The following is a 21,864-nucleotide window of genomic DNA, read 5'->3' as shown; positions in this document are numbered from 1 at the left end:
TACCGCCCCCGGTGGCGGGGCGGGTGCGCGACGTTTAGCTCTACTGCGCATTAGCCGAAGGCTCGAGTCTCGAGCGCTCGGACGCGAACCTCCCCGGGCCGCGAACCCCGCGAGCCGGAGGCGAGCCATCCAACACAGGACTAAAGTGGGGGATTCCCGGGTACCGGGGCACTAGAGAGGCGGTGGCATGACTCAGCATCTGGACGAGGTGAACGCCGGGAACGCGGCGGACGAACCCCGCCCCGAGCCCGAGCAGCCCACCCCTGCCACCGAAACCTCCGTGCCCCCGCGCAGCGGCTCCGCCGCGGTCCCGACCTCCGCCTCGCGCCGGGTCCGGGCCCGGCTGGCCAGGCGCATGACCGGTCAGCGCGGCATCGCGGCGGTGAAGCCGGTGCTGGAGCCGCTGGCGACGGTGCACCGCGAGCTGTACCCGAAGGGCGACCTGGTCCTGCTGCAGCGCGCCTTCGACGTGGCCGACGAGCGGCACAAGCACCAGTTCCGCAAGTCCGGCGACCCGTACATCACGCATCCGCTCGCGGTGGCGAACATCCTGGCCGAGCTCGGCATGGACACCATCACCCTGACCGCCGCGCTGCTGCACGACACCGTGGAGGACACCGGCTACTCGGTGGAGCAGCTCACCGCCGACTTCGGCCGCGAGGTCGCGCACCTGGTGGACGGCGTCACCAAGCTGGACAAGGTGAACCTGGGCTCGGCCGCCGAGGCCGAGACGATCCGCAAGATGATCATCGCCATGGCCCGCGACCCGCGGGTGCTGGTGATCAAGGTCGCCGACCGGCTGCACAACATGCGCACCATGCGCTTCCTGCCGCCGGAGAAGCAGGCGAAGAAGGCCCGCGAGACGCTCGAGGTGATCGCCCCGCTGGCGCACCGGCTCGGCATGGCCACGGTCAAGTGGGAGCTGGAGGACCTGGCCTTCGCCATCCTGCACCCGAAGAAGTACGACGAGATCGTCCGCCTGGTCGCCGACCGCGCCCCCTCCCGCGACACCTATCTGGCCCGGGTGCGCGCGCTGATCGTGAACAACCTGAGCGATTCCCGGATCAACGCGGTGGTCGAGGGCAGGCCCAAGCACTACTGGTCGATCTACCAGAAGATGATCGTCAAGGGTAAGGACTTCGACGACATCCACGACCTGGTCGGCATCCGGATCCTGTGCGAGGAGATCAGGGACTGCTACGCCGCGGTCGGCGTGGTGCACTCGCTGTGGCAGCCGATGGCGGGCCGGTTCAAGGACTACATCGCGCAGCCGCGGTACGGCGTCTACCAGTCGCTGCACACCACGGTCGTCGGCCCCGACGGCAAGCCGCTCGAGGTGCAGATCCGCACGCACGAGATGCACCGCACCGCCGAGTTCGGCATCGCCGCGCACTGGCGGTACAAGGAGACCAAGGGTAAGCACACCGTCGACTCCACCGAGGTCGACGAGATGTCCTGGATGCGCCAGCTGCTCGATTGGCAGCGTGAGGCGGCGGACCCGGCCGAGTTCCTGGAGTCGCTGCGCTTCGACCTGAAGAGCCCGGAGATCTTCGTGTTCACGCCGAAGGGCGATGTGATCACGCTGCCGCAGAAGTCGACCCCGGTCGATTTCGCGTACGCGGTGCACACCGAGGTCGGGCACAAGTGCATCGGCGCCAGGGTGAACGGCAGGCTGGTCGCGCTGGAGCGGCAGCTGGAGAACGGTGAGGTCGTCGAGATCTTCACCTCGAAGGCGCAGAACGCCGGGCCGAGCCGGGACTGGCAGAACTTCGTCGTCTCGCCGCGCGCCAAGGCCAAGATCCGGCAGTGGTTCGCCAAGGAGCGCCGCGAGGAGGCGCTGGAGACCGGCAAGGAGCAGATCTCCAAGGAGGTCAAGCGCTCCGGGCTGCCGCTGCAGCGGCTCATGAGCGCGGACGCCATGACCGCGCTGGCCAAGGAGCTGCACTACGACGACGTGTCGGCGCTCTACACCGCCGTCGGCGAGCACCAGGTCTCCGCCCAGCACGTCGTGCAGCGGCTCATGGCGCAGCTCGGCGGCATCGGCGACGTCGAGAACGAGCTCGCCGAGCGCTCCACCCCCTCCACCACCCCCGCCAGGCAGCGCGTCACCGGCGACGCCGGCGTCCTGATCCCCGGCGCCACGAACACGGTGGCCAAGCTCGCCAAGTGCTGCACCCCCGTCCCCGGCGACGAGATCATGGGCTTCGTCACCCGGGGTGGTTCGGTCAGCGTGCACCGCACCGACTGCACCAACGCCGATTCCCTGCAATCGCAGCAGGAACGCATCATCCCGGTCGAGTGGGCCCCCTCGCCGTCCTCGGTCTTCCTGGTGGCCATCCAGATCGAGGCCCTCGACCGCACCCGCCTCCTCTCGGACGTCACCAAGGTCCTGGCCGACGAAAAGGTCAACATCCTCTCGGCCTCCGTCACCACCCACGGCGACCGAGTGGCCATCAGCAAGTTCACCTTCGAGATGGGCGACCCCAAACACCTAGGCCACCTCCTCAACGTCGTCCGCAACGTAGAAGGCGTCTACGACGTCTACAGAGTCACCTCCGCCGCGTAACCCCCCCCACCTCCCACCCAGCCCCAAGGGGGCGAGTCTTACGAGCCCCGGTTCGCGGCCGATTCGCGTCCGAGTGCTCGAAAGCGCATGAGCCGAAGGCTCGAGTCTCGAGCGCTCGGACGCGAATCTCCCCGGGCCGCGAACCCGCGCGCCGCAGGCGCGCCAAACAAACACAGCGGCGAGATTTCAACACAGGCAGCACAGGGGCAGCGCCTTGATCTTGCCCCGCGCCAAGAACCCCGATCCATTTGCCCGCAATTCGCCCCCAAGCCCCCACAGCAGTGGTAACTTCCTCCCGCAGGCCACCCCACATCCCGCCCCCACGCCGGGAAATCGGAAACTTACGGTGTGCCGCCGAGCGATCGCCGTCGAACTGTCGCGGACACCGCCGTGTCCCGCGGAATGTTTCCGCCGCGCCCGCAGTCATAGCCGGAATCTGTTACGGTCTATTGCGTTTCGAAGCGTCCTGTTGGCTCGGCGATACGGACTGATTGCGAACCGCTATGGCAACGTACACGGGAAGAATCTCGGGAATGCTCGTCGCGTTCGCCGTCGCTGTGGCGACCGCGACAGCGGGCACCGCCGCCGCGCAGCCACCTGCCGGGCCCTCCACGGAGCTGGAGATCACCTCTTGCCCGGCGCTGTACGCGCTCGGCATCCAGGGCACCGGTGAGTCCTCGCCGGATGCCGCGCCGAGCACCGATACCGGGATGCTCTCCACCGTCTTCCGGCCGCTGCTGGCCAAGGCGAGCGATCCGGGGCTGGTCGATCGCGCCTACGTGCCGTACGAGGCGGGCTTCGGCGGCGCCGTCGGCGGCCAGCAGGCGCCGTACTCGGAGTCCGTCTCCGGCGGGCTGATCCGGCTGCGCACCATGGCCAAGCAGGTCGCGGATCGCTGCGGGGAGACCCGGTTCGCGATCGTCGGGTATTCGCAGGGCGCGCACGTCGCCTCCATGTTCGCGCAGGAGGTCGGGCAGGGGCACGGCGTGCTCGCCGCGGACAAGGTCGCGGCGGTCGCGCTCTTCGGTGACCCCACCCGCAATCCGGGCGCCCCGCTCTTCCCGGGCGCCCCCGGCAAGGCCGCCCCGGACGCCGCGCCCGGTGTCTCGGGCGACGAGATCGCCGCCATCGCCGCGCTGCCGCAGGCGCCCGCGACCGGCGGCGGCATCGGCCCGGAGCGGGATCGGGCGGCCAACTTCGGTTCGCTCACCGGCCGGGTCGCGAGCTTCTGCGCCGCCGGCGATCTCGCCTGCGACGCCCCCGAGGGCGCGCCGATCCTCAAGGCGGTGGCCAATATCGCGGGCCAGGCCAAGCTGAGCGGCGGCGACCCGATCGCCTCGCTGGTCTCCATCTCGCAGGCGCTGGCCTTCACCTCGATCAAGACCGCCACCAAGGTGGTGAACGAGGACATCTCCGGCACCTCGCTGGCGAATCTCTCGATCGCGCCGAAGCAGTCGATCTCGCAGCGGCTGGCCGACGCCTCCGACCCGCGCACCCCGCTCGACCTGAACGGCGCCTTCAAGGCCATGCTGAAGGTCGGCATGATCGGGCTGAACGCGGTGGTCACCGTGGTGAAGACGGTGCTCAACCCGACCGCCATCGCCGAGCTCGCGACGGCGGCGCTGAGCAACCCGCCTGCCGCGCTTCTCATGCTCGGCACCAAGCTGCTCGGCGCGATCCCGCAGCTGATTCCGCCGACCACGGTCTCCCGGCTGGTCACCCAGGCCTTCGAGGCGGTGGTGCAGAACATCACCGACAACAGCGAGCTGCTGAACACCACCACCTGGGTGCGGTACTGGGACACGGTGCAGCGGCACGGGGCCTACGGCAATGCCGCCGTCTCGGCCAATGGCGACGCCCCCACCCAGTTCGTGGCGGACTGGCTGGCGGCCACCGCGCACGATATCCACGCGACCATCGGCAGCGGCGGCAAGCCGTCCGGCGCGGCGCCGAAAGTACCGACCGGATTCTTCGACGGCAGCTCCGGCGCGTCTCCGACACCGGCTCCGTCGGGTACGGGACAATTCCCCTTCGGGAGTGGAGTCGACGGCGCCTCCTCCGGAGGCTCGGTGCCGTCGGTGCCCCCCGCCGACCGACCCGATTCCGCAGGCAACGCCTATCCGTTCTCCAGGAACTGAACGCCGAGAAGGGCCGATTCATGCTGCGTTACGCGCCCCGATCAGCGGGAATGGGGGAATGTTGAAGTCGTACAAAGATTTGTCGCGATGGTACGGGGCGCTCGAGCCGGAGGGCTCGGCCCCCGAGCCGGAGCGTTCCCGGCCCGGCGCCGACGCGGACGCCGGGCCACCGGGCGCGCCGCTGCTCTCGGTGCAGCCGGCCGACGCTGTCGAGGGGCGTCGGACCGGATCGGAGCCCGAGGGGGAGGCCGCGCCCGCCGCCGTCGAGCCGGAGATCGTCGAGCCGCCGGTGGAACCGGTGGTCATCGCGCCCGCCGGGAGCGAACCCGAGGCCGCGGACCCCGCAGCCGAACCACCGCCCCCGGTGATCGACGCCGAGGTCGTCCAGGTCGACACCGGCACGAAAACCACCACCCCGCTGGACGAGATCGACGACGAGCTCAAGTTCCCCTGGGAGCGCGAAGCCGAGGCCGCGGCGGCCGCCGAGGCCGTGCCGGACGAGACTCCGCGGCTGCGCCCGGCGGGGCCGCTGGACGACGCCGACCTGTTCGGCGACGCCGACCTCGCCGCCGACACCGTCACCCCACTCGACGCCCGCCGCGGCGAGCGCGAGCAGTGGGAGAACGACGACCGCTTCGACACCTACGTGCCGAGCGACGTCACCGCGCAGCGCAGCGAATTCGTCGGCGGCTGGTCGGACTGGGTCGGCGCGGGCGCGCCCGCCGCGGCCACCCCGCCGGGCCGGGACGACGACGGCGCGGTGCGCACCCTGCCCGGCCCGCTCGCGGTGCGCGAGCAGGACGCGCCGCCGGACACCGGGCGCCGCCGCGCCGTCGTCGTGCTCGGCGTCGCGGTGCTGCTGCTGGTGCTCGCCGCCTTCGGCGTGGTCTACCTGCTCGGCTCCGGCGGCGAGCGCAGTGGCTCGGCTCCGGTCGTCCCCTCCGCCATGCAGTTCAGCAGCGCGGGCGGCGCGGCCGCCGAGTGCACCGCGAGCCGCACCCCCACCGAGGTGCGCGGGGCGGGCCGGGGCGGCGCCATGTCCGGGCCGGACGCCATCCTCGCCTTCCAGTACGCGTACTACGTGGAGCGCAGCGGCAGCTCGGCGCGGCAGCTGGTGGCGCCGGAGGCCGCGGTCTCGCCGGCCGAGGTGATCCAGCGCGGCATCGACTCCATCCCGGCCGGAACCACGCACTGCGTGCGGATCACCGGGGTGGGCGACAATCGGTACTCGGTCGAGGTCACCGAACAGCGGCCAGGTGGAGTTCCCGCGTCCTACAGCAGGCAGACGGTCACCACCGCGGAGATCGGCGGCCGCACCCTGATCACGGGCATCGCGGCCGGGTAGAGGAGAGCAGTGGCGATGGGCGAGGACAGGAGTTCCCGGGCCGACCGGCAGCGACCGATCCTGGTGGTCGGGGGCTGTGGCGGCGCGGGCACGACGACGACGGTGCTCGGGCTCGCGGGTGCGCGGGCCGCGGGCGGCACCCCGGCGGTGGCGGTCGACGCCACCGCGGCAGGCGGCGACCTGGCGCTGCGCGGCGCGGACGAGCACCTGCACCCGATCAGCCTGCAGTCGTGGCTCTACGGCCGCGGCGACGACGAGCCGGCCCCGCTCAAGGAGTGCCTCTCCCGGGCCTCCTCCGGGATCGGGCTGCTCTGGAGGGACGAGGCCCCGCTGCGCCGCCGCGCGACGTATCTGACGGTGGCGCGGGCGGTTTCCCAGGCCGGCTTCACCGCGGTCTACGACGGCGGCAGCCCGATCGCGGCGCGCCAGCTGCGCCCGCTGCTCGACGACGCCGAGATCGCGCTGGTGCTGGCGATCCCGTCGCGCACCGACGCCGCCAACCGGCTGCGGGTCACGCTGGAGTGGCTGGACGACCAGTTCGGCGCGGCCGACGAGGGGCCCGGCGGCGGCATCGTCGGCGACACCACCATCGTGGTCTCGCACCAGCTGCCGGACTCGGATTCGCGCGTCGCCGAGCATCTGCGCGAGCACCTGGCCGGCTGGGTGCACGAGATCAGGGAGATCCCGTACGACCCGCACCTGGCCCGCGGCGAGCTGGTGCAGCACGGCGAACTGGCCGAGGCGACCAGGGCAGCCTACGACGAGCTACTGCGCGGCGTGGCATCATGACGGCGGCCATGAAACTTCCGCGCCGCTCCGATCCGGAGCCGGGAACGGCGGGCGTGATCGCGCCGCCGGAGTCCCGGCGTGCTCCCATCTGGCAGCGTCCGGTGCCCGGAATCGGCCGCGCGCCGCTGGTCTGGGTGCTGGGTGTACACGGGGGCGCCGGAGCCAGTACGCTCGCGCATGTGCTTGCGCCAGTGGCGGATTCGAGCCGCCGCTGGCCCGGCGTCTTCGAGCGTGAATCGCCGTTCGTCGTCCTCGTCGCCAGGGAGACCATCCCCGGGCTGACCCGCGCGCACGATCTGCTCCGCCAGCACCTCTCCGGCTACGCCGGCCGCGCCGATGTGCTCGGCCTGGTCACCGTGGCCGCCCGCCCCGGCCGGCTGCCCGCCGAGATCCGCAGGTACCGCGATGTGGTCGGCTCGCTGGCCGGCCAGCTCTGGCAGGTGCCGTGGGTCGAGGAGTGGACCCTGGTGGAGCCCGAGAAGCTGCCGGTGTGGACACCGGGGGACGTGCAGCTGCCGCGCAAGCGCCGGATCGATCCGCTCGACGAGGTGCCGCCGGAGATCCACCGGCTCGGCTCCGAGATCGTCGCGGCGGCCCGCTCGGCGCTGCGCGAATCCAGCTACGACGCCGACGCACGGATGTTCGAGGAGTGAGCGCCGTGCCGAACCACGTCATCTCCGCTTTCAGAAAGGTATCCGGATGAGCGCGCTGCTGCTGGCCGTACAGGACGCGGGCACCGTACTTGCCCAGGTCGGCAACCCGACCCCGGAGGCGCCGCCCGGATCGGAGAAGATCCTGCAGCTGGTCCGCTACCTCACCTGGTTCGTGCTGCTCGCCGGGATCGTCGCGATCATCTACGCGGGCGGCAAGTTCGCCTGGGAGCGGTGGACCGGCGGCGGGCTGGAATCGCCGAAGATGGTGGCGGGCGCGATGATCGGCGGTGTCGTCGCGACCAGCGCGGGCACCATTATGAACGCCGTCATCGGGACGTGAGGTCCGCCGTGCTCGCCTACAAACAGATGCCGGCCGACGTGCTCGAGCCGCTCATGCAGCTGCTGAACTGGCTGCTCTGGTTCGTGCTGCTGGTCTGTCTCGCGTGGATGATCCTCTCCGCCGGGCGGCTGTGGATGGCCTTCAAGTCCGACCTGGCCGTCAACGACGCGTCCTTCGGCGTGCTCATGAGCCTGCTCGGCGCGATCGTGGCCAGTACCGCCTCCGGCATCGCACTCGCGTTCCTGCCGGCGTGACCGGACGGATCAGGGGGAGCTCCACCATCATGAATCGAATCCAGCGGCCCGGGGCGGGCGCGGTCGGCGTCGCGCTGCTGCTCGCCGCCACCGCGTGTGGCGGCGGCGGCTCCGGCGAGTCCGGCCCCGACCTGAACGCGGCACCGAGCAATGTGCGCTGGCAGCCCTTCCAGGGCGTCGCGCTGCCGCACGCCGACCAGGGGCCGGAGTCCAGCGCGGACGGCGCCGCGACCGGCTTCGAGCACTCGCCGCCCGGCGCCGCCGTAGCCGCCATCGTGCACACCGTGCGGCTCTCCATCGCGCCGGACGGGCAGTGGTCGCAGGTGGTGAACCGGGAGGTGGTGCCGGGCCCCGCGCGCGACGAGTGGGCGATCAACCGGGTGCAGCTCTCGATCACCGGCCCGGCCGCGGCCGAGTACGCGCCGCGAGTACTCGGGTACCGGGTGACCGGCTACACCGACGAGCGCTCCACGGTCGACGTCTACACCGAGTACTCGGACGCCTCGCGCGCCGTCACGCACACCACCGTCGAGTGGTTCGGCGAGGACTGGCGGCTGCGGCTGCCGGACCCGGAGTCGACCGTCCGGCCGGTGGACGCCGTGGACCAGGTGCCATCGGAGATGGTGAAGCTGGAGGCCCCGAAGTGAGCGGGGAGGAGCCGTGAGTAGCAAGGATTCCGCGGCGCCGCGCGAGCGCGTCTCCTTCGGCGCGGTCGCCTCCGGCGCGGTGCTGGCGCTGATCCTCATCGTCGGGTTCGTCGTCTACCTGTCGAGGGACGACAGCGATACCCCCGTGGCGCTGCCGCCTGCCGGGAGCAACGCCGAGGGCACCGGTTTCGCCTCCCCGGAGGCGGATTTCCTCGGCCGCCGGGTCGACATCCCGAACAACGCGGCCGGGCAGCCGCTCCCGCAGGACGCGAGCAAGCAGCGCAAACCCGGCGACCCGGCCTGGCTCACCGCGGCCCCGAGCGGGACCACGGCGCCGCGGGGCTGGCAGCGGGTGTACGGCGCCTCGGTGCCCTTCTCCACCTCGGACGGCCCGGCCCGGATCGAGAACGGCCTCGCGGTCGGCTACGCGCACACCCCGCAGGGCGCCGCGCTGGCCGCCGCGCAGATCACCTACCGGCTGAACGCGCGCCCGGCCAACCGCGAGCTCTACGTCACCCAGGTGCGGGTCTCGCCGCAGCAGCTCTCGGCCTACGAGAACGCGCTGGCCGCGGACAAACTGCCGGAGCAGCAGCCGGAGAAGGTCACCCGCTACCTGGTGGCCCCGGATGCCTTCAAGATCGACGACTACGCGGACGACCTGGCCATCGTGCGGCTCGCCGCGCGCGGCCCGGTCGTCGACGGCAAGCAGCTGTGGGCCGCCGTCCGGCTCGTGGTGGTGTGGGACGCGGGCGACTGGCGGCTCAAGCCGACCTCGTCGAACAACTCGCAGACCGAGTACCTCGAGACGCTCGAGGGGTGGACCCGATGGTGATCAGGCACTACATCGAGGGGTGGATGCCATGCTACGGCGGATAATCACGATTCTCGCGGTCGTCTTCACGGTGACGATGGCGACGCCGATGATCGCCTACGGCCAGACCTACGGCTTCGACGAGGCGTGTAACGAGCTACACGACACCCTGGACAGCGTCGGCATTCCCGGCGTCTCGCTGGGCGACGCCGCCTCGGCGGTGTGCAAGGCAGGCAATGCCGCCTCGCACCCCGGCGACGCCGCGACCGCGGTCAAGGACAAGGCGTGGGACTCCACCTTCGGCAAGGTGGTCGACTCGCTGATGAACGGCCTCGGCGAGGCCATCGTGCTGGCGCTGACCTTCTGGATGCGGGTGCCGAACGAGGCGGCCAGTGACTCCGGCTCGCTCTTCACCAAGATCAACGAGTACACGTATCAGATACAGGTGCTGCTGCTCATAGCCTCGGTGATCCTCTCCGGGGCGCGGCTGGCCGCGGCCAGACGCGGGGCCGCCGTGAGCGAGGCGGCCGAGTCGTTCAAGATGTTCGCCCGGGTGGTGTTCAGCTCCTGGATGCTCGGCGCGGTGATCGTGGCGGGCACCCAGGCGTCGGATCGCTTCGCGGACTGGCTCATCCAGGACGCCACCAACGGCAATGCCAAGGACATGGCCGAGCTGATGGTGAAAACCAGCAAGCTGCAGGCCTTCTCGCCCGGGCTGGTGCTGATCATCGCGATCGTCGGGCTGCTCGGCGCGCTGGCGCAGATCGTGCTCGCCATCGTCCGGCAGGGGCTGCTGATCATCGCGGCGGGGGTGCTTCCACTGGCCGCGGCCTCCTCCGGGATGGATATCGGCAAGTCCTCGTACCAGAAGCTGGTCGGCTGGATCATCGCCTTCATGCTCTACAAACCGGTGGCCGCGATCGTCTACATGATCGCCTTCACCACCGCCGGGCACGTGGACGGCCTCACCCCGACCGGCGGGCTGCCGGAGGGCGAGGAGGCGCAGCGCATGCTGGTCGCCATCGTGCTGCTCTGCTCGGTCGCGTTCGTGCTGCCCGCGCTCATGCGGCTGGTCACCCCGGCGGTCGCCATCGTCGGCAGCGGCGGCTCCGGCCTCACCGCCACCGGCGGCACGCTGGTCGCGGCGGCCGCGCTCGGCGCCATGGGCACCAAGGCGGTCGGCACCCGCACCGCCGCCGCGCCCGGCCGGGCCGGGTACGTCAGCGGCAGCGGCACCGGGCCGCGGCCGCCCGGCGGCGCGGGCGGAATGCGGCCCTCGCCGCGCCCGACCCCGCCGCGCGGCGGCGGCGGTGGCGCGGGCAATGCCGCGGCACCACCGCCACCGCGCGCCTCCGGGCCCGCGGGCGCGGGCGGGGTAGCGTCCGGGGCGTCCCGGGTGGCCGGCCGGGTCGCGTCGGCGCGCGCCGCCACCTCGGGGATGAACCGGGCGGATCAGGCCATGGGCGATATGGCGGGTGACAGCTGGGCCAACCGGTCGCCCGATCTCGGGAGGAGCACCATTCCGCGATGACGAGTACCGAGACCTACGAGCGCCGGTCCTACGGCCTCTGGCAGAAACCCCGCAGCGCAGGCCTCTTCGGCCTGCGCTGGGAGGAGACCGTCATCGGTTTCGTCGTGGTGATCACCGCGCTGATCAGCGCGATGGTCGGCGGCTTCCAATGGGGGGTGATCGTCGGCGGCGTCGGTGTCGTCGTGATGGTTCCGCTGGTGTGGCGGTCCGGGGGACGCTCCGGGTACGAGACGGGAATAATGATGTTCAACTGGATGCGGTCGCGGAACCGCGGCGAGCACGTCTACCGCGGCGGCCGGTTCTCCCGGATCCCCGGCGGCGTCACCCGGCTGCCGGGGCTGCTGGCGCCCTCCAAGCTCTACGAGGGCATCGACGCGGGCGGCTACAGCTTCGGCATGATCCACCTGCCGCAGTTCGCGCAGTACACGGTGGTGCTGCGGGCCTGGCCGCAGGGGCACGAGGCGGTCGACCAGCCGGTCATCGACCGCTGGGTCTCGGCCTGGGGCACCTTCCTCGCCTCGGTCGGCCAGACCAGCGACATCGTCGCCGTCGTCCCGGTGATCGACACCGTGCCGGAGACCGGCAACCGGCTGCTCACCGAGGTCTCCACCATCACCCGCCCGGACGCGCCGGACCTGGCGCAGCAGGTGATGTACGAGCTCGCCACCGAGCTGCCGCAGGAGCGGGTGCAGCTGCTGCCCCGGGTCGCCATCACCTTCAAGGCCACCACCGCCGAGCGGCGCAAGAACCCGGCCGAGGAGGCGGTGGAGATCGGGCGCAGGCTGCCCGGCATCTGCGCCGCGCTGGCCGAGGCCGGGGTGCGCGCGCAGCCGATGGCGGCCGAGGAGGTCATCGCCTTCATCCGGCGCAGCTACGACCCGGCCGCGCAAGCCGACCTCGAGGTCGCCGCCGGCGAGCCCGGCGGGCACGGCCTGGACTGGGCCGACGCCGGGCCGGTTTCGCACGACGAGAAGTGGGACCACCTGCTGCACGACGGCGGGCGCTCGGTCACCTGGGAGATGGACGCCGCCCCCGAGGGCGCCGTCGACGAGCGGGTGCTGCAGCGCCTGCTGGCGCCGAACCCGGAGGTGCCGCGCAAGCGGATCGCCATCGTGTACCGGCCGCACTCGGCCGCGGACGCCGCCGAGATCGTCGACGACGACTTCAAGAACGCGCTGGTGGCGCAGCAGAGCGAACGCGGCGTCGTGTCGGCCGCGGCGACCCTGCGGGTGGGCGCCACCCAGCAGGCGCGAGAGGAACAGGCACGTGGTCACGGGGTTACGCGGTTCGGCGCGCTCGTGACCATCACCGAACCGATGCGCGGTGATCTGCCGCGCATCGAGGCGATTACCCGCGACCTGTCCACACAGGCGCGGTTGAAGATCCGGCGGTGCTACCGGTACCAGGCGGCGGCTTTCGCGGCTTCGCTCGGGTGCGGTGTCATCCTGCCGGAGCACGCGACCATTCCGAAGGCATTGGCGGGGTGAGCGATCCATGGCACGTGACTACGAACCACCGGTCCGGGACCGGGAGAGCGCCCCGGCCCGCCGCGGCTCCCGGCGCGACTCGCGCGAGCACCGCGCCGACCACGAACAGTGGCCGGACCCGGCGCTAGCCGAGCCGCCCCGGCGCCGCCCGGTTCCGCCCACCCTGGAGCCGCCGGACAGTGACGGGCGCCCGCGCGGTCGTCGCGCGCCGGACGCCCCGCCGCGGCACCGCGATCCCGACGCGCCGGAGGGTGACAGCAGGCGCGCGCCCGAACGCCGCCGCCCGGCCGCCGAGGACGAGCGCCGCCCGGCCGTCGAACGGGCCAGGCGCGCCCCCGAATCGGGGCGCCCCCCGGCCGAACGCCGCCCGTCGGCCGAGGCACGTCGCGCGCCGAGTGAGGGTGATGCCGAGCATCGGACTGCCGCCGAGCGGCGCGCACCGGAGTCGGGCCGCCCGTCGGCCGAAGGACGTCGCGGGCCAAGCGCGGGTGACGCGGAGCGCCGTCCCGCCGAACGGCGGGCGACGGAGTCCGGCCGTCCGTCGGCCGAGGTGCGTCGCGCGTCCATCGACGGTGACACCGGACGCCGGGCGGCCGCCGAGGCGCGCCGTGCGGCGGTGGACGGCGACACCGTGCGGCATCCGGCGGAGAGCGCCCGGCGCGCACCGGAATCCGGTCGCGATTCGATCGAGAACGGCCGCCGCGCGGCGGAGTCCGCGCGCGCCGCCGCCGAGGCCCGCCGCGGCACGGCACCCCGCCGCGGGGACGCGGAGCTCGCCCGCCGCTCCCCGGACGACATCGCCCCGCACCGCCAACCGGAACCACCGGCCCCGCGCCGCACGCGCCGCCCGGCGAACCCGCGCACGGACCGGCAACCCCGCGACCGCCGCGACCAGAAACCGGACTACACCGCCGACCGCGCGATGGGCAATGCCGACCCGGCCGCCCGCCGCGCCAAGGCCAAGGCGGACAAGCGCAAGCAGCAGGGCCCCTCGGTCCTCGACGATGCCACCCGCGCGCAGCTGGAGGCGATCGCCCGCGAGCAGAACGGCCTGCGCGCGGTCTGGGCGCAGTTCCGGATCACCACCGACGACGCCCGCCGCCGCAATGCCGCCGCCCGCACCGAGCAGTCGCACGAGGACGGCTTCGAGCGCGCCACCGCCCAGCTCACCGATCGCGGCTACGCGGGCCCCGGCGGCGGCCGGATGAACGTGGTCGGCCGCACCGTCGAGTACCGCGCCACCACCGCCCAGGTGGCCGGGCTCTGGCCCTGGTCGGTCGGCGCGGGCGCGCCGCTCATCGGCACCCCGCTCGGCTCGCACCTGCACACCGGAGCCCCGGTCTGCTTCGACCCGATGAACTGGTTCCTGCGCGGCAGCTTCATCACCGCGCCCAGCCTGTTCGTGCTCGGGCTGAACGGCTTCGGCAAGTCCTCGCTGGTGCGCCGGATCGTGCTCGGCGGCGTCGCCCAGGGCATCACCCCGCTCATCCTGGCCGACGTCAAACCGGACTACCGCAAGATGGTGGAGATGGTCGGCGGCCAGGTGATCGACCTCGGCTACGGCCACGGCCAGCTGAACCCGCTGGCCGCGGGCGTGCTCGGCTCGGTGGTGCCGCTGCTCGACGAAATGCCGGAACTGCAGCTCCAGGTGCTGCAGGACCTGCGCGCCAGGCAGGTCACGCTGATCGCCGGGCTGGTCGAGCTGGTCCGCGGCGCCCGGGTGCGCGACTACGAGGAGACGCTGATCTCCACCGCGCTGCGCATCCTGTACCGGCCGGGCAGCGGCTACACCCCGGACTCCCCGCCGATCATGGAGAACCTGCTCGAGGTGATCGTGGACGGCGGCGAGGAGCTCATGCTCGACGCCGGCGCCGACGACGAGGCCGAGTACCAGATCGCCATCAAGAACCTGCGGCGCTCGCTGCGCGCGCTCACCCAGGGCCCGTTCGGCGCGGTCTTCAACGGCCAGACCTCGGTGCCGATCGACACCTCCGCGGTAGCGGTGGCAATCGACGTCTCGCACATCCCCACCGGCGACAAGAAGCTCAAGGCCGCGGTCATGCTGGCCTGCTGGGCGGACGGCTTCGCCTCGGTGGAGGCGGCGCACGTGCTCGCCGACGCCGGGCTCGGCCCGCAGCGCTACTTCCAGGTGGTGATGGACGAGCTGTGGCAGGTGCTCGGCCTCGGCGACTTCATGGTCGACCGGGTGGACGAGCTGACCCGGTTGCAGCGCACCATCGCGACCGCGCTGATCATGATCAGCCACACCATCAAGGACCTGCAGGCGCTCGGCTCCGAGGCGGCCATCGCCAAGGCGCTCGGCTTCCTGGAACGCGCGCGCGCCAAGATCTTCGGCGCGCTGCCCGCCGAGGAGATCAACCGGCTGGACAGCACGGTGCCGTTCACCGCCGCCGAGCAGGAGATGGTGACCAGCTGGTCGGCGCCGCAGGCGCTCACCGGCGAGGCGCTCAAGCCGGGGCAGCAGCGGCCGTCGCCGCCCGGCACCGGCAAGTTCCTGCTCAAGATCGGCGAGGACCGCAGGCCGGGCATCCCGTTCCACATGGAGTTCACGCTCTCCGAGCGGGAGAGCGGGATCCACGAGACCAACCAGCGGTTCAGCGAGTTCACCGAGTCCACCCGGCGTGGTGATTCCGGGAGCGCGGCGTGAGTACAGCGGTGAGCGAGAGGCGCGCCCGATGATGCCGCACCGGTCGTACCGGCGGGTCTCCCCGGAGGTGCGGCAGGCGGCGGTGGAGCAGGTGCTCGCGCTGGCGAGCACGCTGAGCAGCGAGTCGGAGGCGTGCCGGGTGGTGGCCGATCAGATCGGCGTGCACACCAATTCGGTGCGCAACTGGGTGCGGGCCGCCGAGGGGCCGAGCCTGGAGCGGATGGACGCGGCGGCGCTGCGCCGCAAGGTGGCGCTGCTGCAGCAGCAGCTCGCCGCCGCCGCGGAGATGAACCGGACCCTCGCCGACACCCTGAACGAGACCCGGCGCCGCACGTGAGCCCTCGGTGAACGCGCGCAGCATCCTCTACTTCGCCCTCGGCTCCATCATCGGGCTGATCACCATCGTGCTGGTGATCGTGCTGCCCGCGGCCGAGGACCCGTGCGCGGACGCCAGCGTGCTCGGCTCGGGCTCGGTGCTGCCGCCGCTCGGCGGCTACGCCCCCGGCGACCCGCGCGCCGGCGCCACCGTCGCGCCGGACGGCACCGGCGCCCTGAATACGCCCGCCGCGGCGGCGAATCCGTCCGCGACCGGCGCCCCCTCGCTCGCCGCCGGCGGCGCCCCGCTGCGCCGCACGCTGCCGCTGGCCACCGGCACCTACTCGGTCTCCGACACCTTCGGCTCCCGCGGCGGCGCGCACCGCGGCGTCGACTTCGCCGCCACCGACGGCACCCCGATCTACTCCGTCGCCGACGGCCGGGTGGTCGCCGCCGGGCCCGCCTCCGGCTTCGGCAACTGGATCGTCGTCGACTCGGTGGACACCAACGGCCGCGGCTACTCCGCGGTCTACGGCCACATGTGGGACAGCGGGGTCGGGGTCGCGGTCGGCGAGACGGTGCGGGCCGGCCAGCCCATCGGCGCGGTCGGCTCGAACGGCGAGTCCAGCGGCCCGCACCTGCACTTCGAGGTGGTCCCCGGCGGCCGCTTCACCGGGGGCAGGCAGATCGACCCGATGCCGTGGCTGGACGGCGCGCCGACCCCGGATGTCGGCGGCGCGCAGGCCTACTCGGCCGACCCGCGCTGCAGCCGCGGCTTCGGCAGCGCGGGCGGCGCGCTCGCCGACGGCAAGGTCCCGGCCGAGCTGGAGATCTGGTACCGCAGGGCGGGCTCGCTCTGCCCGGAGATCACCCCGTCGCTGCTGGCCGCGCAGGCCAGGCAGGAGTCCGGCTTCCGGCGCGGGCTCACCTCGCCCGCGGGCGCGCAGGGGCTGGCGCAGTTCCTGCCCGGCACCGCCGCCGCGACCGACCCGGACGACGGCCAGCCCTACGTCATCGACGCCGACGGCAACGGCACCGCCAGCGTCTGGGACGACGGCGACGCCATCATCGGCCAGGGCCGCTACATGTGCGCCATCGCGGGCAAGATCAAGGGCTGGATCGCGGACGGCCGGGTGCGCGGCGATATCGTCCCGCTCACGCTGGCCGCCTACAACGCGGGCGAGGGCGCGGTGCTCGCCTCCGGCGGCATGCCGAACCAGTACGCCGCGCACCTCTCGGAAACCGCGCCCTACGTGCGCAATATCCTCACCATGGAGCCGGAGTACCGCGATCCCGGCGCGAACGGGCGCTTCACCCCGGAGGAGGGCGGCGGCACCGCGCAGGTGCTCGCCGCCGCGCAGGAGTGGGTCGGCACCCCGTACGTGTGGGGCGGCGGCGGGCCGCAGGGCCCGAGCAGCGGCGGGCTGGACGGCCCCGGGCTCACCGCCGCCGCGGTCTTCGCCGCCTCCTCCGGCACGGTCACGCTGCCGCGCACCGCCGAACAGCAGTGGGAGGCGGGCTCCGAGGTGCCGCTGGGCAAGGCGGCCCCCGGCGACCTGGTGTTCAGCGGCTTCGGCGCGCGCGGCCCGGCGCAGGTCGGGGTGTACGCCGGGAACGGCAGCATGATCCAGGCGGTGCCCGGCGCGAACGGTCAGGGTGGCGGCGTCACCGAGGTGCCGGTACCGGGTGACGCGAGGGCGAGGAGGGTGCTGTGAATACTCGGCCGACGTGCGCGGAAGCGTTACCCTGGAGGGGCAAGGGGAATTCACGCGCGACGCTGGTGGTGGTGCTGATGGCGGGCATCGCGGTGCTGCTGGCTGCCTGCGGCGGCCGGGAGCCGGGCTCGTCCGCGCCCGGCGGAGCGAACCCGGCGACCTCGACCACCAGGCAGCTCGAGGCCGTCCCGGCGCCGGACCCGGTCACGCCGGACGGCGTCGCGGTCGCGGCGCTGCGCGAGATCTACACCTGGAACCCGGCCGCCGAGGCGCCGGGCGATTCGCTGGCGCGGGCCCGGAAGTTCCTCGGCCCCAGCCTGACCCGCACCGCGGATGCCCCCGCCGCGGACGGGCCGAAGCCGACCCTGCAGTGGGGGGAGTGGGCCGCCGCGGGAGCGACGGTGCGGGCGTTCACCTTCGCCTCCGGTGAGCGGCCGCCCGCGGCGGCGGATCCGAACGTGCAACAGTTCAAGATCGGGATCGAGCAGACCGTCGAGTACCGGAACGGCAGGCAGGAGCAGCTGCCGCCGGCCACGGTGATCGCCACCGTGGTGCGCACCGCCGACGGCTGGCGGCTCGACGGTTTCCGCTGACCCGTTTCATCACAAGTCCGGAGGAGCGCATGGCTAAGAAGAACGTGGTCCAGGACCCGGCCGAGGTCGGGCCCGACCTCGGGCTGTACGCCGTCTACGCGGGCTTCGCGGTCTTCGGCACGCTGTATCTCTCGCTGCACCTGGGCAACTGGTTCCTGACGCCGCCGCAGGACATGCCGATCAACCCGGTCGACATCGTCCTGAAGCTGATCAAGGGCGAACTCCGCTGGCCACCGGCGACGACGGCGCTGCTCCTGCTGGTGATCGCGCTGGTGATCGCCTTCGTCCTGCTGCGCAAGCGGCGGGCCAAGAAGGCGTCGGCCGGGCGGCTCGGGGTGGACGACAAGGCCGACAAGATGGGCAATGGCGGCGCCATCGCGTCGCTCACCGAGGCGGGGGTGCGGGCCAAGGCCGAGCAGCTCGGCACCCGGCTGGAGCCGGGGCACAGCCCGGGGGTGCCGATCGGGATCGGGGTGGCCGACGGGGTCATGCTGTACGGGTCGTACGAGGATCTGCACCTGGATATCTGGGGGCCGCGGCAGGGCAAGTCCACGTCCCGGGTGATCCCGGCCATTCTCAATGCCATCGGGCCGGTGCTGGCGACCTCGAACAAACGCGATGTGGTGGACGCGACGCGGGATGTCCGGGAGTCGAAGGGCAGCCCCACCTTCGTCTTCGACCCGCAGGGCGTCGCGGGCGAGGAGCCGACCTGGTTCTGGGATCCGCTCGCGTGGATCGATGCCCAGCACGAGGGCTGCGAGATGCGGGCCGCGCGGCTGGCCGGGCACTTCGCCGACGGGGACGACGGCGAGGACGCCAAGGGCGATGCCTTCTTCGACCCGGAGGCCGAAGACCTGCTGGCCGGGCTCTTCCTGGCCGCCGCGGTCGGTGACGAGCCGGGAAAGCCGCGCCCGATCACCCAGATCTGGGAGTGGGTCACCAATCCGCTCGACACCGAGCCGATCGAGCTGCTGCGCCGGGCCAGGCACCACTTCACCGCCTCCGGCCTCTCGTCCCAGTACAACGCCGACCCGCGCACGAAGAGCGGCATCTTCGGTACCGCCAAGAAGATGGTGCGCTGCCTGAAGCTCTCCAACGTGCACCCGTGGGTTTCCAGGGGCGACGACCGGAAGGAGTTCGACGAGCTGGAGTTCCTGGAGCGCAACGGCACCCTCTACAGCCTCTCCCTCGAGGGAAGGGGTTCGGCATCGCCGCTGGTGAGCGCGCTCACCGAGGCGGTGGTCGACGTGGCGATGCGCAAGGCGTCGCGGTCGCGCGGCGGCCGGCTGCCGGTACCGCTGCTCGCGGTGCTGGACGAGGCGGCGAACGTGGTGCGCTGGAAGGATCTGCCCAAGCAGTACAGCCACTTCGGCTCGCGCGGCATCGTGGTGATGACGGTGCTGCAGTCCTGGGCGCAGGGCGTCCGCTGCTGGGGCGAGGCCGGGATGAACGCGCTCTGGGCGGCGGCCAACATCAAGGTGCTGGGAAGCGGGGTTGACGACACGAACTTCCTGCGCGAACGCTCCGAGGCGATCGGCTCGCACGACGCCATCTCGCAGTCGGTCTCGGAATCCAGTGGTGGCAAGAGCTTCTCCCGCTCCCTGAGCTCGTCCACCACGTTCAGCGTGCAGGCGCTGGCCCAGCTGCCGCGCGGCCGGATCATCGTCTTCGCCTCCGGCGCGCCGCCGGTACTCGTTCGAACCGTGCCCTGGTGGGAGAGCGAGTACGCTGCCGAGGTGAAGAACTCCATCTCGCGGCACGATCCGCAGCGCAAGACGGAGATCACCGACCTCTACGGTTCGCCGTCGTTCGACAAGCAGATCGCCGGTGAGGATCAGGGGCAGATCGAGGAGGTGCGGCCGCTGTGATGGAACCGCAGCAGCAGCAGCCCATGGTCCACGCGACCGTGGTCGAATTCGTGGAGAACTACCTGAGCGTCGTGTACCGGCGTCAGGTGACCGATCTGGGCGACACCGTGTGGTGCCCGGAGTGGTTCAAGCACGCAGAGGCGTGGGCCCGGCTGGACGCGCTGTGGCGCGCCTGGGAGCACTTCCGGCTCGACCCGGCCACCGGGATGAGCGTGTGGTTCCTCGACCACGCCGATCCGCACATGAAGAAGCTGTTCGACCCGCGCGGGCCGTTCAAGTACTGCAGTGTGCGCAACGGCCACAAGGAGATGCTCGGCCCGCTGCCGGTGAAGTCGCCGCAGCAGGGCATCTTCGCCGATCCGACGGTGGGGGAGTACCGGGCCTGAGGCGATGCCGGGCGGCGCGCCGCCCGGCAACCCGGCTCAGTTGCGGGTGCGCTCGAGGCCGCGCGGATCCTGCTCGCGCGCGCCGCGCTGCACGGCGGAGGCGCCGGCGCGGGTGCGCACCGCCTCCTCCGGCGGCGCGCCGTTGCCCAGCTCGACCAGCATCCGTACCGCGGCGAGTTCCGGCGCGACGCCGAGCCTTTCGAGGTGCTGCGCGATGGCGTTCCTGCGCTCCGCGGAGTCGTACCGGATCGTCGGCGCGGAGGCCATGGCGGACTGGGCCGAGGCCATGCCGACGGACTCCCGCTCGGCGGCGACCCGATCCTTCTCCAGCGACAGCCCCTTGGACGGCTCCGGGGCCCGTTCCATCAACCGGGTCAGCTCGACATTGCGTGGATCCTTGGCCTTGGACTCCCGCGCCTCGCGAACCTGGAGCTCCCTGGCTTCCTTCATCCGCGCTTCCGTGACCTTGACGCGGGCCTCGGCTTCCTTCTGACCGCGTTCGCGGGTGCGTAGCGCGACCAGTGTGGCGATCTGCAGCATCGTCCGCATCACCGCTGCGGTCTCTTTGCCGATATCGTCAAGTTCCTCGGCCATGGCTGCTCCCCGTGTTGCAGTGGTCGATATCGACCCGTCGACGACATACCCCGGAACGGCCGGCGCGGAACCCGGGGAAACTCTCGGCGGAGACGGAACTGCTACCGCAAGAACTTCCTTCGGGGCCCGCGACCGAGACTGCTCCTCGCTCCATCTTAGCCGACGGAGGTGCGTTCAGTCGGCTGCGACGGGGGGAAGCCGTCGCGGAATATCCGGAGCCCGGCCGGTCAGTCGATCTGCACGGTGCTGAGGGTGATGGGCTCGTTCGGCGCGCCGTCCCCGGGGCCGTTGGCGTTGTTGGTGCCGATGGCGGCGATCCGATCCAGCGTCGGCAGGCTCGCGTCGTCCACCTTGCCGAAGATGGTGTACTGCGGCGGGAGCTGGGAATCGCCGTAGACCAGGAAGAACTGGCTGCCGTTGGTGCCCGGCCCGGCATTGGCCATGGCGAGCACGCCGCGCTGGTACGGGACCGGCTCGCCGGAGGCGGGATCCATCTGATCGTACTGGTCGGTCGGGTACTCGTTGTCGTACTCGTAACCGGGGCCGCCGCTTCCGCTGCCGGTGGGGTCGCCGCACTGCAGCACCTTCAGCCCCTCGCCCGCGGTGAGGCGGTGGCAGTCGGTGCCGTTGTAGAAGCCCTGGCTGGCCAGGCTGGCGAAGCTGTTGACGGTGCACGGCGAGGCCGCGTTGTCCAGGGTCACGCCGATCGGGCCGACGCTGGTGTCGATGCTCATGCTCAGGGTGGCGTCGGCGCCGGTGGTCGGGATGCCGGTGGTCTTGCTCGGCTTCTGCACCGGCTTGTCGGCGGGCTTGACGCCGTCCCGGTAGGCGCAGTCCACGGTGGCGGCCTTCGGCTTGGCGGCGGGCAGCTCACCGGCCACCGGGGTGCTGGAGAGCGAGGCGTCCGCCTGGTCGGCGGTGCTGTCGTCACTCCTGGTGAGGAAGTACCCGCCGATGCCGGCCGCGACCACCACCACGACTCCGAGTACCGACCCCGCGATCGTCAGCTGCCTGCGCTTGCGCGCCCGCTCCGCCCGGTTGGCCAGCTGGCGCTCCAGCTTCCGCTTCGCCGTTGCTCGTCGCTGTTCGTTGCTCGGCACTGGCAGATCCTCCCGTTTCCGTGACTTCCGGCATACGAGTGTGCCATCCCTGCCTGAGACGGCT

19 protein-coding genes are annotated in these 21,864 nt (G+C 72.1%); 17 read left to right on the top strand and 2 right to left on the bottom strand.

The genetic code is table 11. From position 1 onward, the window contains the following. The first annotated feature begins 187 nt into the window (after positions 1 to 187). The 17 genes from AB0H71_RS23250 (at position 188) to AB0H71_RS23170 (ending at position 20,106) form a co-directional block, all read left to right on the top strand. A complete protein-coding gene (locus AB0H71_RS23250) occupies positions 188 to 2,566 on the top strand; it encodes a RelA/SpoT family protein (protein WP_357024488.1) in 2,379 nt (792 codons plus the stop codon). Positions 2,567 to 3,099: 533 nt separating this feature from the next. Further along, complete coding sequence (locus AB0H71_RS23245) at positions 3,100 to 4,704, top strand: cutinase family protein (RefSeq protein ID WP_357024485.1); 1,605 nt, start codon at positions 3,100 to 3,102, stop codon at positions 4,702 to 4,704. Positions 4,705 to 4,783: 79 nt separating this feature from the next. Beyond that, on the top strand, positions 4,784 to 6,049 hold the full coding sequence (locus AB0H71_RS23240; protein ID WP_357024482.1) for a hypothetical protein: 1,266 nt from the start codon (positions 4,784 to 4,786) through the stop codon (positions 6,047 to 6,049). 15 nt (positions 6,050 to 6,064) lie between these two features. Next, positions 6,065 to 6,838 (top strand): hypothetical protein, encoded by a 774-nt coding sequence (locus tag AB0H71_RS23235; protein ID WP_357024480.1) that lies wholly within the window; start codon positions 6,065 to 6,067, stop codon positions 6,836 to 6,838. A gap of 179 nt (positions 6,839 to 7,017) precedes the next feature. Beyond that, positions 7,018 to 7,491: a hypothetical protein gene (locus AB0H71_RS23230; RefSeq protein WP_357024477.1), complete on the top strand. Its 474-nt coding sequence runs from the start codon at positions 7,018 to 7,020 to the stop codon at positions 7,489 to 7,491. Positions 7,492 to 7,537: 46 nt separating this feature from the next. After that, positions 7,538 to 7,831, top strand: coding sequence for a hypothetical protein (locus tag AB0H71_RS23225; protein WP_067656720.1), 294 nt, complete (start codon positions 7,538 to 7,540; stop codon positions 7,829 to 7,831). 26 nt (positions 7,832 to 7,857) lie between these two features. After that, positions 7,858 to 8,085, top strand: a complete 228-nt coding sequence (locus AB0H71_RS23220) for a hypothetical protein (protein WP_067656861.1) — start codon at positions 7,858 to 7,860, stop codon at positions 8,083 to 8,085. Positions 8,086 to 8,114: 29 nt separating this feature from the next. After that, on the top strand, positions 8,115 to 8,732 hold the full coding sequence (locus AB0H71_RS23215) for a hypothetical protein (protein WP_357024474.1): 618 nt from the start codon (positions 8,115 to 8,117) through the stop codon (positions 8,730 to 8,732). Positions 8,733 to 8,745: 13 nt separating this feature from the next. Continuing rightward, complete coding sequence (locus AB0H71_RS23210; protein ID WP_357024472.1) at positions 8,746 to 9,564, top strand: hypothetical protein; 819 nt, start codon at positions 8,746 to 8,748, stop codon at positions 9,562 to 9,564. A 28-nt stretch (positions 9,565 to 9,592) separates the two neighbouring features. Beyond that, positions 9,593 to 11,074 (top strand): hypothetical protein, encoded by a 1,482-nt coding sequence (locus AB0H71_RS23205; protein ID WP_357024469.1) that lies wholly within the window; start codon positions 9,593 to 9,595, stop codon positions 11,072 to 11,074. Continuing rightward, on the top strand, positions 11,071 to 12,561 hold the full coding sequence (locus AB0H71_RS23200) for an SCO6880 family protein (protein ID WP_357024466.1): 1,491 nt from the start codon (positions 11,071 to 11,073) through the stop codon (positions 12,559 to 12,561). Before AB0H71_RS23205 ends, AB0H71_RS23200 begins: the two co-directional genes overlap by 4 nt. A gap of 7 nt (positions 12,562 to 12,568) precedes the next feature. Then, complete coding sequence (locus tag AB0H71_RS23195; protein ID WP_357024464.1) at positions 12,569 to 15,229, top strand: hypothetical protein; 2,661 nt, start codon at positions 12,569 to 12,571, stop codon at positions 15,227 to 15,229. 28 nt (positions 15,230 to 15,257) lie between these two features. Further along, positions 15,258 to 15,566, top strand: a complete 309-nt coding sequence (locus AB0H71_RS23190) for a transposase (RefSeq protein WP_357024462.1) — start codon at positions 15,258 to 15,260, stop codon at positions 15,564 to 15,566. A 7-nt stretch (positions 15,567 to 15,573) separates the two neighbouring features. Next, complete coding sequence (locus AB0H71_RS23185; RefSeq protein ID WP_357024459.1) at positions 15,574 to 17,259, top strand: peptidoglycan DD-metalloendopeptidase family protein; 1,686 nt, start codon at positions 15,574 to 15,576, stop codon at positions 17,257 to 17,259. A 65-nt stretch (positions 17,260 to 17,324) separates the two neighbouring features. Continuing rightward, complete coding sequence (locus tag AB0H71_RS23180; RefSeq protein ID WP_357024456.1) at positions 17,325 to 17,852, top strand: hypothetical protein; 528 nt, start codon at positions 17,325 to 17,327, stop codon at positions 17,850 to 17,852. Positions 17,853 to 17,881: 29 nt separating this feature from the next. After that, positions 17,882 to 19,720 carry a TraM recognition domain-containing protein gene (locus AB0H71_RS23175; RefSeq protein WP_357024453.1) on the top strand — a complete coding sequence of 613 codons (1,839 nt, stop codon included), beginning with the start codon at positions 17,882 to 17,884 and terminating at the stop codon, positions 19,718 to 19,720. Next, entirely contained in the window at positions 19,720 to 20,106 is a 387-nt protein-coding gene (locus tag AB0H71_RS23170) for a DUF4913 domain-containing protein (protein WP_357024563.1), read from the top strand. Before AB0H71_RS23175 ends, AB0H71_RS23170 begins: the two co-directional genes overlap by 1 nt. A gap of 36 nt (positions 20,107 to 20,142) precedes the next feature. On the opposite strand, the gene AB0H71_RS23165 is transcribed toward AB0H71_RS23170, so the two are convergent. Together AB0H71_RS23165 and AB0H71_RS23160 are read right to left on the bottom strand one after the other, a co-directional pair. Further along, on the bottom strand, positions 20,143 to 20,700 hold the full coding sequence (locus AB0H71_RS23165) for a hypothetical protein (protein ID WP_357024451.1): 558 nt from the start codon (positions 20,698 to 20,700) through the stop codon (positions 20,143 to 20,145). Positions 20,701 to 20,927: 227 nt separating this feature from the next. Then, positions 20,928 to 21,800: a peptidylprolyl isomerase gene (locus tag AB0H71_RS23160; RefSeq protein WP_357024449.1), complete on the bottom strand. Its 873-nt coding sequence runs from the start codon at positions 21,798 to 21,800 to the stop codon at positions 20,928 to 20,930. Between the last annotated feature and the right edge of the window lie 64 nt (positions 21,801 to 21,864).

Origin of the sequence: Nocardia sp. NPDC050697, from assembly GCF_040654395.1 — a bacterium.
GTDB lineage: Bacteria > Actinomycetota > Actinomycetes > Mycobacteriales > Mycobacteriaceae > Nocardia.
This window is presented reverse-complemented; position numbering and strand designations above follow the sequence as displayed.

Excerpts from the sequence above, each read along its gene's own strand:
- AB0H71_RS23215 (WP_357024474.1), top strand. The coding sequence starts at position 8,115 with ATGAATCGAATCCAGCGGCCCGGGGCGGGCGCGGTCGGCGTCGCGCTG.
- AB0H71_RS23195 (WP_357024464.1), top strand. The coding sequence starts at position 12,569 with ATGGCACGTGACTACGAACCACCGGTCCGGGACCGGGAGAGCGCCCCG.
- AB0H71_RS23245 (WP_357024485.1), top strand. The coding sequence starts at position 3,100 with ATGCTCGTCGCGTTCGCCGTCGCTGTGGCGACCGCGACAGCGGGCACC.
- AB0H71_RS23190 (WP_357024462.1), top strand. The coding sequence starts at position 15,258 with ATGATGCCGCACCGGTCGTACCGGCGGGTCTCCCCGGAGGTGCGGCAG.
- AB0H71_RS23220 (WP_067656861.1), top strand. The coding sequence starts at position 7,858 with ATGCCGGCCGACGTGCTCGAGCCGCTCATGCAGCTGCTGAACTGGCTG.
- AB0H71_RS23225 (WP_067656720.1), top strand. The coding sequence starts at position 7,538 with ATGAGCGCGCTGCTGCTGGCCGTACAGGACGCGGGCACCGTACTTGCC.
- AB0H71_RS23200 (WP_357024466.1), top strand. The coding sequence starts at position 11,071 with ATGACGAGTACCGAGACCTACGAGCGCCGGTCCTACGGCCTCTGGCAG.
- AB0H71_RS23175 (WP_357024453.1), top strand. The coding sequence starts at position 17,882 with ATGGCTAAGAAGAACGTGGTCCAGGACCCGGCCGAGGTCGGGCCCGAC.
- AB0H71_RS23250 (WP_357024488.1), top strand. The coding sequence starts at position 188 with ATGACTCAGCATCTGGACGAGGTGAACGCCGGGAACGCGGCGGACGAA.
- AB0H71_RS23170 (WP_357024563.1), top strand. The coding sequence starts at position 19,720 with ATGGAACCGCAGCAGCAGCAGCCCATGGTCCACGCGACCGTGGTCGAA.
- AB0H71_RS23165 (WP_357024451.1), bottom strand. The coding sequence starts at position 20,700 with ATGGCCGAGGAACTTGACGATATCGGCAAAGAGACCGCAGCGGTGATG.
- AB0H71_RS23235 (WP_357024480.1), top strand. The coding sequence starts at position 6,065 with ATGGGCGAGGACAGGAGTTCCCGGGCCGACCGGCAGCGACCGATCCTG.
- AB0H71_RS23205 (WP_357024469.1), top strand. The coding sequence starts at position 9,593 with ATGCTACGGCGGATAATCACGATTCTCGCGGTCGTCTTCACGGTGACG.